Annotated in this window: 16 protein-coding genes; 10 read left to right on the top strand and 6 right to left on the bottom strand. The window is 66.9% G+C overall.

Annotation, left to right across the window (positions count from 1 at the left end; translation table 11 throughout):
- Position 1 precedes the first annotated feature (1 nt).
- The 7 genes from rplR (at position 2) to map (ending at position 4,561) form a co-directional block, all read left to right on the top strand.
- Positions 2-409 (top strand): 50S ribosomal protein L18, encoded by a 408-nt coding sequence (rplR, locus tag ACFYWJ_RS01315; protein ID WP_030200461.1) that lies wholly within the window; start codon positions 2-4, stop codon positions 407-409.
- Positions 410-440: 31 nt separating this feature from the next.
- Positions 441-1,091, top strand: a complete 651-nt coding sequence (gene rpsE, locus ACFYWJ_RS01310; RefSeq protein WP_110037186.1) for a 30S ribosomal protein S5 — start codon at positions 441-443, stop codon at positions 1,089-1,091.
- 2 nt (positions 1,092-1,093) lie between these two features.
- Entirely contained in the window at positions 1,094-1,273 is a 180-nt protein-coding gene (gene rpmD / locus ACFYWJ_RS01305; RefSeq protein WP_019045070.1) for a 50S ribosomal protein L30, read from the top strand.
- 1 nt (position 1,274) lies between these two features.
- Positions 1,275-1,718 carry a 50S ribosomal protein L15 gene (gene rplO, locus ACFYWJ_RS01300; protein ID WP_355271302.1) on the top strand — a complete coding sequence of 148 codons (444 nt, stop codon included), beginning with the start codon at positions 1,275-1,277 and terminating at the stop codon, positions 1,716-1,718.
- Between the two features lie 155 nt (positions 1,719-1,873).
- Positions 1,874-3,196 carry a preprotein translocase subunit SecY gene (secY, locus tag ACFYWJ_RS01295; protein WP_355271304.1) on the top strand — a complete coding sequence of 441 codons (1,323 nt, stop codon included), beginning with the start codon at positions 1,874-1,876 and terminating at the stop codon, positions 3,194-3,196.
- A complete protein-coding gene (locus ACFYWJ_RS01290) occupies positions 3,193-3,738 on the top strand; it encodes an adenylate kinase (protein ID WP_355271306.1) in 546 nt (181 codons plus the stop codon). The genes secY and ACFYWJ_RS01290 overlap by 4 nt, the downstream gene beginning before the upstream one ends.
- A 25-nt stretch (positions 3,739-3,763) precedes the next feature.
- Positions 3,764-4,561 (top strand): type I methionyl aminopeptidase, encoded by a 798-nt coding sequence (gene map / locus ACFYWJ_RS01285; RefSeq protein WP_355271307.1) that lies wholly within the window; start codon positions 3,764-3,766, stop codon positions 4,559-4,561.
- A gap of 33 nt (positions 4,562-4,594) precedes the next feature.
- On the opposite strand, the gene dtd is transcribed toward map, so the two are convergent.
- Together dtd and ACFYWJ_RS01275 are read right to left on the bottom strand one after the other, a co-directional pair.
- On the bottom strand, positions 4,595-5,038 hold the full coding sequence (gene dtd / locus ACFYWJ_RS01280; RefSeq protein WP_355271309.1) for a D-aminoacyl-tRNA deacylase: 444 nt from the start codon (positions 5,036-5,038) through the stop codon (positions 4,595-4,597).
- A 30-nt stretch (positions 5,039-5,068) separates the two neighbouring features.
- Positions 5,069-6,568 (bottom strand): hypothetical protein, encoded by a 1,500-nt coding sequence (locus ACFYWJ_RS01275; protein WP_355271310.1) that lies wholly within the window; start codon positions 6,566-6,568, stop codon positions 5,069-5,071.
- A gap of 256 nt (positions 6,569-6,824) precedes the next feature.
- On the opposite strand from ACFYWJ_RS01275, the gene ACFYWJ_RS01270 reads away from it, so the two are divergent.
- From ACFYWJ_RS01270 to ACFYWJ_RS01260, 3 genes are all read left to right on the top strand, one after another.
- Positions 6,825-8,825 carry a hypothetical protein gene (locus ACFYWJ_RS01270; protein WP_355271312.1) on the top strand — a complete coding sequence of 667 codons (2,001 nt, stop codon included), beginning with the start codon at positions 6,825-6,827 and terminating at the stop codon, positions 8,823-8,825.
- The gene (locus ACFYWJ_RS01265) at positions 8,822-9,613 is read left to right on the top strand and encodes an ESX secretion-associated protein EspG (protein ID WP_355271314.1); all 792 of its coding nucleotides are present in this window, start codon (positions 8,822-8,824) and stop codon (positions 9,611-9,613) included. The genes ACFYWJ_RS01270 and ACFYWJ_RS01265 overlap by 4 nt, the downstream gene beginning before the upstream one ends.
- A gap of 114 nt (positions 9,614-9,727) precedes the next feature.
- Complete coding sequence (locus ACFYWJ_RS01260; RefSeq protein ID WP_355271316.1) at positions 9,728-10,045, top strand: hypothetical protein; 318 nt, start codon at positions 9,728-9,730, stop codon at positions 10,043-10,045.
- Positions 10,046-10,049: 4 nt separating this feature from the next.
- Here ACFYWJ_RS01260 and ACFYWJ_RS01255 read toward each other — a convergent pair whose 3' ends face one another.
- From ACFYWJ_RS01255 to ACFYWJ_RS01240, 4 genes are read right to left on the bottom strand one after another with little or no spacing between them, the layout of a single operon-like run.
- Complete coding sequence (locus ACFYWJ_RS01255; RefSeq protein ID WP_355271317.1) at positions 10,050-10,535, bottom strand: DUF6301 family protein; 486 nt, start codon at positions 10,533-10,535, stop codon at positions 10,050-10,052.
- 15 nt (positions 10,536-10,550) lie between these two features.
- Positions 10,551-11,003, bottom strand: a complete 453-nt coding sequence (locus ACFYWJ_RS01250) for a hypothetical protein (protein ID WP_355271319.1) — start codon at positions 11,001-11,003, stop codon at positions 10,551-10,553.
- Positions 11,000-11,497, bottom strand: a complete 498-nt coding sequence (locus ACFYWJ_RS01245) for a DUF6301 family protein (RefSeq protein ID WP_355271321.1) — start codon at positions 11,495-11,497, stop codon at positions 11,000-11,002. The genes ACFYWJ_RS01250 and ACFYWJ_RS01245 overlap by 4 nt, the downstream gene beginning before the upstream one ends.
- A gap of 41 nt (positions 11,498-11,538) precedes the next feature.
- Positions 11,539-11,922 carry a hypothetical protein gene (locus ACFYWJ_RS01240; RefSeq protein WP_355271323.1) on the bottom strand — a complete coding sequence of 128 codons (384 nt, stop codon included), beginning with the start codon at positions 11,920-11,922 and terminating at the stop codon, positions 11,539-11,541.
- Positions 11,923-12,265: the final 343 nt, after the last annotated feature.

The following is a 12,265-nucleotide window of genomic DNA, read 5'->3' as shown; positions in this document are numbered from 1 at the left end:
CATGGCGCAAACTGCTAACCAGAAGGCCAAGCGGATTCCGCTGGGCAAGGACGTGTCGACCAAGCGTCGTCTGTCCAAGACCCGCCGTCACTTCCGTCTGCGCAAGAAGGTCGTCGGCACCACCGAGCGTCCGCGCCTGGTGGTCAACCGCTCCTCGCGGCACCTGCACGCCCAGCTCGTCGACGACTCGGTGGGCAAGACCATCGCCGCCGCGTCCTCGATCGAGGCCGACGTGCGCGCGCTGGAGGGCGACAAGTCCGCCAAGGGCGCCAAGGTCGGTCAGCTGATCGCCGAGCGTGCCAAGGCTGCCGGTATCGAGTCGGTCGTGTTCGACCGTGGTGGTCACGACTACCACGGCCGCATCGCGGCGCTGGCCGATGCCGCTCGTGAAGGCGGGTTGAAGTTCTGATGACTGTTATTTCGAACGGAAGGAACGTCTGATGCCGGGACGTCAGCGGCGTGACGGCGGCAACGGACCCGCCGGACAGAACAGCAATGGCCCCGAGGGCAACCGTGGCGACCGCCGCGGTGGTGGCGATCGTCGCGGTGGCGGCGACCGTCGGGACAACGCTGCCGAGAAGAACCAGCTCGAGCGCGTAGTCGCGATCAACCGCGTCTCCAAGGTCGTGAAGGGTGGTCGTCGCTTCAGCTTCACCGCCCTCGTGATCGTCGGTGACGGCAACGGTCTGGTCGGCGTCGGCTACGGCAAGGCCAAGGAAGTTCCCGCGGCCATCCAGAAGGGTGTCGAGGAGGCTCGCAAGGGCTTCTTCCGCGTCCCGATGATCGGCTCGACCATCACCCACCCGGTTCAGGGTGAGGCGGCGGCCGGTGTCGTCATGCTGCGTCCGGCTTCGCCCGGTACCGGTGTGATCGCCGGTGGCGCGGCGCGTGCCGTGCTCGAATGCGCCGGCATTCACGACATTCTGGCCAAGTCGCTCGGTAGCGACAATGCGATCAACGTCGTTCACGCGACGGTTGCCGCGCTCAAGATGCTCCAGCGTCCCGAAGAGGTTGCCGCGCGTCGCGGTCTGCCGATCGAGGATGTCGCTCCGGCGGGCATGCTGCGTGCGCGTGCGGGACAGGGAGCCTGACCATGGCTGATCTCAAGGTGACCCAGATCAAGAGCACCATCGGCGCCAAGGCGAATCAGAAGGACTCCCTGCGTACGCTGGGCCTTCGCAAGATCCGTCAGAGTGTTGTCCGTGAGGACAACGCTCAGAACCGCGGTCTGATCAACGTCGTGCGCCACCTCGTAACTGTTGAGGAGGTCTGACATGACCATCAAATTGCACCACCTGCGTCCTGCGCCGGGTTCCAAGACCGAGAAGACCCGTGTGGGTCGCGGTGAGGGCTCCAAGGGCAAGACCGCCGGTCGCGGTACCAAGGGCACGAAGGCCCGCAAGAACGTCTCCCCGGCGTTCGAGGGTGGCCAGATGCCGCTGCACATGCGCCTGCCGAAGCTGAAGGGCTTCACCAACCGCTTCCGCGTGGAGTACCAGGTTGTGAACGTGGGCCGCATCGCGGAGCTGTTCCCCGAGGGCGGCACGGTCGGTAAGGCCGAGCTCGTCGCGGCCGGCGCCGTTCGCAAGAACGAGCTGGTCAAGGTTCTCGGCGACGGTGAGATCGGCGTGGCGGTCCAGGTGACCGCCGACAAGGTGACCGGCTCCGCCAAGGAGAAGATCACCTCGGCCGGTGGCACTGTCACCGAACTGGCCTGACGGTACTGTTAGTCAGCAGTGGACACCGGACGAGTCGCGAGCTCGTCCGGTGTCACTGTTAGAGTTCAAGTGTTGTCTGCCAAGCTCGTCATCGGCTGACGTTTCCGTAGAACCGAAGTCGCATGGCATGACCATGTCGTTCGCCAGGAGGATCTGTGCTTTCCGCCTTCGTATCGGCCTTCCGGACTCCGGACTTACGGCGGAAGATTCTCTTCACGCTGGGGTTGATCGCGCTGTACCGGTTGGGTGCCGCGCTGCCGTCCCCCGGCGTCGACTATCGCGCGGTCCAGGACTGCGTGAAGCTGGTCTCCGGTGGTGATTCCGCCGGTATCTACCAGCTCATCAATCTCTTCTCCGGTGGTGCGCTGCTGCAGCTGTCGGTGTTCGCGATCGGCATCATGCCGTACATCACCGCGAGCATCATCATCCAGCTGCTGACCGTCGTCATCCCGCGGTTCGAAGAACTGCGCAAGGAAGGCCAAGCAGGCCAGACCAAGATGACGCAGTACACCCGGTACCTGTCGATCGCCCTGGCGATCCTGCAGGCCACCGGCCTCGTCGCGCTCGCGGCGCGCGGTCAGCTGCTGCAGGGCTGCCAGCAGGACATCCTCGCCGACACCAGCATCTTCGGCATGATCATCATCGTCCTGGTGATGACCGCCGGTGCCGCGCTGGTCATGTGGTTCGGTGAGCAGATCACCGAACGCGGTGTCGGCAACGGTATGTCGCTGCTGATCTTCGCCGGTATCGCCGCCCGCCTGCCGGTCGACGGCAAGAACATCCTCGACTCCGACGGTGGCCTGATCTTCGGCCTGGTGTGTGTCGCCGTGCTGGTGATCCTGGTGGCCGTGATCTTCGTCGAGCAGGGTCAGCGCCGGATCCCGGTGCAGTACGCCAAGCGCGTCGTCGGTCGCAAGATGTACGGCGGTTCCTCGACCTACCTGCCGCTGAAGGTCAACCAGGCCGGTGTCATCCCGGTGATCTTCGCGTCCTCGCTGCTCTACCTGCCGAACCTGGTCGCTCAGCTGACCGGCTCGAACACGGCGACCGACCCGAGCTGGTGGCAGGAGATCATCCAGAAGTACCTGGTGAACCCGGGCAACCCGGTCTACATCGCGATCTACTTCGGTCTGATCGTGTTCTTCACCTACTTCTACGTCGCGATCACCTTCAACCCGGAGGAGCGCGCGGATGAGATGAAGAAGTTCGGCGGCTTCATTCCCGGTTACCGTCCGGGCAAGCCGACCGCCGACTATCTCAACTACGTTCTGAGCCGCATCACCCTGCCTGGCTCGATCTACCTCGGTCTGGTCGCCGTCCTCCCGAACCTGTTCCTGGACATGGGCGCGACCGGCGGAGCGGCTAACCTGCCGTTCGGCGGTACTGCGGTCCTCATCATGGTCAGCGTGGGTCTCGACACGGTCAAACAGATCGAGAGCCAGCTGATGAATCGAAATTACGAAGGGTTCCTCAAGTGAGAGTTGTTCTGCTCGGTCCGCCGGGTGCCGGCAAAGGTACTCAGGCCGTCCTGCTGTCGGAGAAGCTGGGCGTTCCGCACATCTCCACCGGAGACCTCTTCCGCGCGAATATCAGCCAGCAGACCGCCCTCGGTCGCGAAGCGCAGAAGTACATGGACGCGGGCGACCTCGTCCCCAGCGACGTCACCAACCGCATGGTCGAGGCCCGCGTCGGTGAGCCGGACGCGTCGAACGGCTTCGTGCTCGACGGGTACCCGCGCACGACCGACCAGGCCGACGCGCTGAAGAAGATCCTCGAGCACAACGGCACCCCGCTCGACGCGGTGCTGTGCTTCGTGGTCGCCGAGGACACCGTGGTCGAGCGCATGCTCGCCCGTGGACGCGCCGACGACACCGAGGACGTCATCCGCAACCGGCTGCGGGTCTACCGTGAGGAGACCGAGCCGCTGCTCGAGTACTACGACGGTCTGGTCGTGACCGTCGACGGAATCGGCGAGGTCGACGAAGTCAACACGCGGGCGCTCAAGGCGCTCGGTCAGTAACCACCGATCGGAGTACTGAGGCCGGATGGTCTTCAACCGTAAGAAGAAGGTCGTGCCGTTTCGCTCGGCGGGCGAGCTGGACGCCATGGCCGCAGCGGGCGCGATCGTCGGGCAGGCGCTCGTGGCCGTGCGCGCGGCGGCCAAGCCCGGCGTCTCGACGCTGGAGCTGGACGAGGTCGCCGAGCAGGTCATCCGTGACGCGGGCGCCGTCCCGTCGTTCAAGGGCTACCACGGCTTCCCCGGCTCGATCTGTTCTTCGGTCAACGACCGTGTGGTCCACGGGATCCCCTCGGCGAAGGACATCCTCACCGAGGGCGATCTCGTCTCGATCGACTGCGGTGCCATCCTCGACGGCTGGCACGGCGACTCGGCGTGGACGTTCGGCGTCGGCACCATCATCGAGGCCGACGCCCTGCTGAGCGAGGCGACCAGGCTGTCGATGGAGGCGGGCATCGCCGCCATGGTGCCCGACAACCGCCTCACCGACGTCTCGCACGCCATCGAGCTCGGCACCCGCGCTGCCGAGCGCGAGCACGGCCGCGCGTACGGCATCGTCGACGGCTACGGCGGGCACGCCATCGGCCGCGAGATGCACATGGACCCGTTCCTGCCGAACGAGGGCGCCCCCGGCAAGGGCCCGCGCCTGGTCGTCGGTTCGGTGCTGGCGATCGAGCCGATGCTCACTCTCGGCACCACCGAGACCAAGACCCTCGACGACGAGTGGACCGTGGTCACCACCGACGGCACCCGCGCCGCGCACTGGGAGCACAGCGTCGCCGTCACCGAGGACGGCCCCCGCATCCTCACCCTGCGCCCGGAGTAGTTCGCGCGCAAAGGATTTCGGACGACGGCCCGGTCAGCCTTCCAACAGGATGGTGACCGGGCCGTCGTTCGTCAGCTCGATCCGCATGTGCGCCCCGAAGTGCCCGGTGGCCACGGTCGCGCCGAGGGCGCGCAGGGTGTCGGCGAAGGCGTCGACGAGCGGTTCGGCATGGTCGCCCGGCGCGGCCGCGTTCCAGGACGGTCGCCTGCCCTTGGCGGTGTTGGCGTAGAGGGTGAACTGGCTGACCACCAGGATCGGCGCGTGCAGATCCGCGGCGGAGCGTTCACCGTCGAGGATCCGCAGCCGCCACGCCTTGTCCGCCAGGGCTTTCGCGGTCGCCTCGGTGTCGCTGTGGGTGGCGCCGACCAGGGCGAGCAGCCCGTGCGGCACCCCCGCCGCGGCCGGATCGATCCGGCCGACCACCTCGTCGTCGACGCTCACCTGGGCACTGGTCACCCGCTGCAGCAGTACTCGCACAGGCACCGATCATGCCAGGTGCCGGACGGGTCAGGGTTTGCCGAAGAACAGGATGTCCGGCCCGTACTCGGTGAGCGGGCGTTGTTCGGCGGCCTGGCGGATGCCGCTGCCGGGTAGCTCGGTGACCTTGGCGAACATCGGCGCGTTGCCGAAGGCCGCGCGGACCTGCGTCTCGGAGGCGTAGTCGGCGCCGTAGTCGGCCAGGGTCGCGAAATCCAGGGGCGCCAGGGGTGCGTCGAGCGGTGCCTGTCCGGCCGGCCTGCCGAGCGCGGCGTACTGGGTGGCGACGCCGTTGTCGTAGAGGCACAGCTCGTAGGAGATCTTCTCGATGGTGGCGACGGTGAGGACCGGCCACTTCTCCGAGAGCCGAACGGCGAGCGGATGCTTGCCGAGCGCGCCGATCTCCCAGTTCAGGCTCTTCACCGAAATCCAGCTGCCGGAGGACTTCTCGACCAGCACCACATCGGCGGACAGCTCGACCGCCGGGTTCGTGACGGGTTCCTTCACTCCCCAGTGCTTTTCGTGCACCCCGGCGAACCGGCCCGCGTCGACCGGCTCGACCCCGTCACGCGCGAAGGCCGCGACGATCGCCGCCCGCACCTGCTCGAGCGCGTCCGGCGCCGAGCAGCGCACCGCGAGCGCGCCGTAGGTCGCCGAGATCTCCACCGGCCGCGACGGCGGTTCCGGCATCGCGCCCGCCGCCAGCGGCTTGAGCCCGACCAGCGCCAGCCGCCAGTTGATCTCGTCGATGGTGGCCAGGTCGCCACCCGACTGATAAAGGATCTGCTGCTGGGTGAGTCTGCCCGCCCGCTCCAGCGTCGGCGCGCCCAGCTTGATCAGCGCCTGGGTGGTCTTGAGGGTGAGATCGAGTTCCTCGACCCGGGTCTCGCGCAGCCGCGCGGTACTCGCGGTCGAGGTGACCTCGGAGTACAGCGTGCGATAGCTCGCGATGGCCTGCTTGCGCGACCGGCCGACCATCATCGTGCGCAGCAGCGTGCTCAGGCTGGCCAGATATTTGCCCGGTTGCTCGGAGGTGCGCGCGTACATCGCGGCCCGGATCCGCACCGCGTCCTCGGTCGCCGCGACCGCCGCGTCGTGATCGAGCCGCATCAGCCACACGCCGCACTTGGACAGCCCGTCGGCGCACATCGGCTGCACATCCGGATAGTCCTGGGCGACCTGCCGGTACGCCTGACACGCGCTGCGAATGGTGTTGGTGGCCAGCTGCCGATGCCCGACCAGCCGGGTCGCCTGCTCGAACAGCCGCAGCGAATCCTGCAGCGCGCCGGCGTACTCGTAGCTGACATACCCGCCGACCAGCCAGTGCAGGCGGATGGCGACCGCTTCCTGCGCCGGTTCCAGCGCCTCGGCGGTGCGGTCGCGGCCGGACGGGTCGTCGCGGGTGGTGAGCAGGCCCTGGGCCAGCTCGGCGAGGGATCCGGCCAGGCGCAGGTAGTCGGCGGGGGCCTGGCTCCTGGTGGCAGTGCGGTCGGCCGCGACGCGCCGTTCGAGGCCGCTCAGGTCGGTCATGAGCAGTTCCATCGCGACGTCAATCCTGGCCTCATCCATCGTTCGAGCACGGCCGTTGGGCGGCCGTTCAGTGTGTCGTTCGAGTTTGGCACAGATCGGCGGTGGTTGCCGGTCCGTCCGGCGAACCAGGATGTTCATCCACGAGCGAGCCGGTGTTTCCCTGTGGCTGTGCATATTTCGCAATGCTTACTAGAATGCATGCGATCGAGCCGACTGCGCGAGGGTCGTCGGTGGGGCGCTGCGAGGAGCGGTTGGCGTGGGAGATTCTCCCTACGAGGGGTTGGCAAGCAAGGCCAAGATCAAGGTGGAGACGGGCGCCGCGCTCGAAGCCGCCAAGGCGTGTAGCTCGGCGATCGAGGTGTTCAAGGGCTGTCAGAACCTGATTCGCGACCACGATCTCAACAACTACGACGAGTCGAAGCTCGGCGGTAGCCAGGTCGACGCGGGTCCGCCGCTGCGAACCAAGTTCATCACCGAGGCCACCCAGGCCAAGGACCTCATCGGGCGCTACATCGATTCGCTCGAAGACCTGGTCACCATGTTCAAGGCGGCGGGCGAGTCCTACACCGAGACCGACAAGGGCTCGGGCGACAATATCGCCGCGCTCAAGGGGCAGCTCAAGGACGTGAAGTCCGCGCCCGGCGCCAAGGATCTCAAGGGCGAGGTCACCAAGGCCGGTGGCTACACGCCCGCGCACTGGGAAGTCGACGTCAAGATTCGCCAGGGCACCGGCATGGAAATCAAGATGGAGAAGCACAACTACGACATCGAGACCGCGAACGTGCCCAAGCACGCGGGCACCGCGACCGCGGAATCGGTGGGGGTGCGGATTCCGGTGCGGGCGGCGGAGAACATGTCCTGGCGGGACATGTACGACCTCGGTCAGCGCATCGGCTGGCAGGAAGTCGCCAACGACGCCCCGATCTGGGAGGCGATGGCCACCGCGGTGCACGGCGCCGCCTACGACCTCGACCAGAAGCTCGCCGGGATCACCGCCGACCGATGGCAGAGCCAGGGCGGCGACACCGCGCGGGCGGCGATCGCCACCTTCGGTCAGTCCGCGATGGTCGCCAGTGATTCCTTCAAGATGATGCAGGCGAACCTCGAGTACACCGCGAACTGGCTGTACGCGACGAAGGTGTGCATGCCGATCGAGACCGAGGACAAGTGCGACGACGATCTGCAGGAGAACCGCGATCGGTACGAGCGTCACTATGTCAACGGGGTGATGAATACCGAGAAGCTGTTCCCGGCGGCGGCGGAGCCTGCAGCCCCCAAGGGGCCGGTCACCACGCCGAACAATAACAACAATAACAACAACAATAATAACAACAACAATAATAACAACAACAATAACAACGGCGGTGGTAACAACAACGCCGGAAACAATGGTGGCGGCAGCAACAATTCCGGTGGCGGAAGCAATAATTCCGGTGGCGGCTCCCAGCAGACGGCTGCCAGCCAGGCCGCCCAGCAGGCGGCGCTGCAGGCGGCCCAGCAGGCGCAGTCCGCGCTGCAGCAGAACGGGACCAAGGGCTCGCAGACCGCCAACGGGCAGACCGGCTCGACCGGGCAGAACGGCTCGACCGGCTCGGTCGCCGGGTCGGGCGGTTCGACCGGCTCCAGCAGCGGTTCGGGCTCGGGCGATATGTCGAGCATCCTGTCCTCGGTGATGTCGGCGGTCACCTCCGCCGTCAGTTCCCTCACCCAGGCGCTGCCCTCGCTGGCCACCGCGCTGCAACAGATCTCGGCCGACACGACCGGCTCGACCACCGCGTCGGGCCTGCCCGACTTCACCCAGCTCGGCAACCTGCTCGGCCAGTTCCCGGATCTGAAGGAGATGCTCGCGCAGTCGCCCGAGCTCACCGGACTGATCGCGGGCAACCCCATGCTGTCGCCGCTGGCCGAACTGCTCGGCGTCGACACCGCGACCACGAACCCCGACGGTGCCGGTGTCCCCGGCGAGACGACAGCGACCGCCTCGGCATCGCGCGCCTCGCTGCCCGACTTCTCCAACCTGCTGTCCGGTCTGGACGATTTCGTCGCGCCCCTCACCGGTCTGGTCGCGGAGTCGCTGTCGACCGAGGCGCCCGCACAGGTCGAGGCGGCCGAGGGCGCCGAAGCGTCCGTCCCGGTGCTCGAGATCCCCGACCAGGCGTTCTCGATGCCCGACCAGGAGTTCCACGCGCCGATAGCACCACTCGACGCCACTGATCCCGGAACGATCACGCGCGCGCGGCCGGAGGTCGGCGCGTGAGCCAGCGTTGGGAACTCACCGACATCGAATTCCGGGTGCTGTGGCAGCGCTTCGTCGGTACCGATCTGCCACGCCCGCTGACCTTCCAGACCACGACCCGGCTGCACGAGGACTACGAGGCCGAGAAGTACCAGGTCTGGCAGCGCCTGCAGCACACCGCCGACCCGGCGCTGCGCACCGTCTTCGATGTGCTCGAACGGCCGGAAGCGTATGTGCGCCTGCGCGGCTGGAAGGACGACGCGCGCAGCGACGCCGAGTACTGGCTCAAGGCGCGGGCCGCCCGCGCCGGCGCCAACGGCTACCTGATCTACCAGCTGCCCGGTGAAACCCCCACCCACAGTGGTGGTTACGTCGTCGTCGACATCGGGCCGTACGGGCTCGCCGACGCGATCGTCGACCTCATGCCCGCCACCGGCGCGGGTCGCGGGGGCATCATCCCGCTGGTCACCGGCGCCGACCAGGGCGACCATCAGCGGCCGTCCTCGATGTTCTTCGAGGAGGCCGACACCTCGATCGTCGATCGCAGTGCCGAGTTCCTGAATCGGCCCGCCGAGCGCACCGGCACGATCAACATCCTGCAGAACCAGTCGATGTTCGGATCCCGTGGCATGCATCGCGACATCCTGGTCTGGCGCGACCTGCCCGACGACGGTCGCTACGTCATCGGCCTGCCGAACGAGAACCCGGTCGCCACACCGATGTCCAGGGCGGATCTGGTCGACGCGGTCAACGCCTCGATCGAGCGGATGATGTCGCGGGTGGAGTCCCACTGGGAGGCGAACGCCTAGGTACCGGCCGTTCACGACGGTGTCATGCCGGGTTCGCTCCGCCATGCCAAGCTGTTGCGCAGGCGAAGGACTTGTGGTGTGCTCGGTGCTACCACTCGTGGAGGGATGAGGGCGATGACGTTCGAATACGACGCCGACGACTTCCGAACCGCGGCAGGCAAGTCGCGCAATGTCGGAACCCAACTCACCAACATCATCAACACCCTGAACGGCTCGCTCAACGGGCGCGGAAACGTCTGGGGCAATGACAAACTCGGCCAGAGCTTCAACGACGGCCCCGGCGGCAACGACGGTTACGACTCCTCCTGGACCAACACCAGCGACAATGTCAAGACCATGGCCAAGTCCATGGGCGACTTCGCCGACGGCCAGACGGAGAGCGCCGACTACATCGACAAGATGGAACAGGGCAACCGCAACGGGTTGACGTAGGCGCTCACAGCAGCCCCTGCTCTTCGAGCTCGCTATTGCGGTCGTCGGCGGCAAGTCGCGCATTGGTGATCAGGTGCAGCCACACCGAAGCGGCGGAGCGTTCGAGCAGAAGCGTGGCGTTGGGCCCGGGCCACCGGAATTGCGGGGGCGGACCGGCGACGCGCGCGGTCGGCTCGCCGAGCTCGGCGGTGATCGTCGCGGCGAAACCTTCGAACGCCGCGGAGACCTCGGCCTTCTGATCCGCGTCGGCGAAGTCGGTGAGCTGCAGTTCGATCCCGGTGACCTGGCCGTTCTTGGCATGGATCGTGCCGCTGCCCTCGCCGAAGCCGACGTCGAGCATGATCCAGCGCGGACGGCTGGAGATGGTCTGCCAACCGAATCGTTCGACAATCGTGGACGCGTCGTCGAGAGCCCACGACCAATCCAGGCTGTGCAGTCCGACCGCGAGTTCGGCTGCCTGATCGATCGGGAGGGCTCGCCACGTGCTCACTCGTCGGCCCGGCCGCTACTGCATCGGCTGACGGCTCAGGCCGAGGGTGGGCAGGTCGAGGTTGGGATGACCGGCGCGGTCCGTCCACGCGTCGTAGACGAGTTCGGCGGGGGTGGTGATGCCGTAACCGTCGCGGAGTCCGGTGACGGCGAGGTCGGCGGCGCGGTGGCAGTCCGCGGCCGTGATCGGTGCGTCGAAGTCTTCCCACCACAGATGGGCGTTGTCCACGTCGGGCTGGTTCCAGCCGGCGTCGGTGATCGCCCGGTACCCGGCAGGATCGGGTCGCCGGTTCTCGTCGAGGAACCGGTCACCGATCAGCTGAGCGGACAGCACGTCTTCGTCGCGGGCGAACTGAACGAAGCGGCGGGTGCGGGCCGGTTCGGGTTCGAAAACGATCACCCGTGCGCCGAGCGGAAGGTTCTCGAGCTCGGACGCCAGGTGCTCGGCGAACGTGGTCCAGTCGGTCACAGCTGCCCCTGCCTGGAGAGCTCGACGCCTTCGTCGAAGAGTTCCAGCCATTCGTTGGAGGCCAGGGTGAGGGTGATCGAGCGGGGGAGTGCCGCGAGGATCAGGGTCGAGGCGGAGCCGGTCCAGCGCAGCTGGGGATTGTCGTCGGCGATCCGGGCGCTGGGGGCGCCCAAGGTCGCCTCCAGTCGCTCGCCCATCGCGGTGTAGGACTGCTGGACGAGGGTGTGGGTTTCGGTGGTGTCGGGGCCGATGGTGCTGGCGCTGACCTCGATCTGTTCGACGTCACCGTCGTCGGCGAAGACCTTTCCGCTGGCCAGACCCATTCCGGTGTCGAGCATGGCCCAGTCGTCGTCCTCCGAGGTGGAGACCACGCGCCAGCCGAATTGTTCGGCGATCTCGGGTATGTCGGCGAGCTGCCAGGACCAGTTGAGTGCGCGCAGTCGACTGCCCAGCTCGGCGACCTCGTCGGGGGTCCGGGTGCGGAAGTCGGTCAACGGTTTCTCCTCTTGGCTCGCGACAGGCAAGGACGGCACGGTCAGAAGTACGACAGGAACGCGGCGTCGAAATCGGGGTCGCGCGTGTCGAAGTTCTGCGGGGTGTAGTCGAGTGCGCGGACGTGGTCGACGAACCCCGGTGGGAGGACGAGAGGCTGGTCGGCCAGGTACTTCAGTGAGTCCTCGCGCCAGATCCAGACGCCGTCCGAGTAGAGCGAAGGGCCGCCCTCGATGTCGGCGCCGGGCGTGAACAGGTCGGGCGCCTCGCCCATGACGTCGAAGATGGCGCGGGCCTTGCGCATGTAGTTCAGGATTCGCTCGCGGTCGGCCTCGACGGTGCCGGTGGGCGCGTCGTGGACCGAGGGCAGCTCGTCGTGCGCGCCCTCGTACATCTCGCGGTACATGGCCACGGGCTTCAATTCCATTGCGTGCGTCCTGCTCTCGGTGTTCTGGAGTTTGTGCCCGGCTCTCGTGCTCGTCGGTCCGTGCTCATCGGGCGAGCCCGAGCCGCCGACTCGATCCTTCGCGTGCACCGCCGGGTCGTCAAGTTCATCCGTATCGACAGGTCGATGACGGCGCCGAGGGTGTGCTCCGGCCTTCTCGCGTTCATTTTGTCGTCACCGGTGATTCGCCGGTGCCTGCGACTCTGTTGCGCAGGCGAACGAGTTGTGGTGTGCTCGATCCGGCACCACTGCGGAGGGATGAGGGGCGATGGCGACGTTCACGGACTCGAGCTGGTGACGTAGCCCTCCATGATCGATCTGCCGT

It is taken from the genome of Nocardia sp. NPDC003269, from assembly GCF_042888005.1.
In the GTDB taxonomy this organism is placed as follows: Bacteria; Actinomycetota; Actinomycetes; order Mycobacteriales; family Mycobacteriaceae; genus Nocardia.
This window is presented reverse-complemented; position numbering and strand designations above follow the sequence as displayed.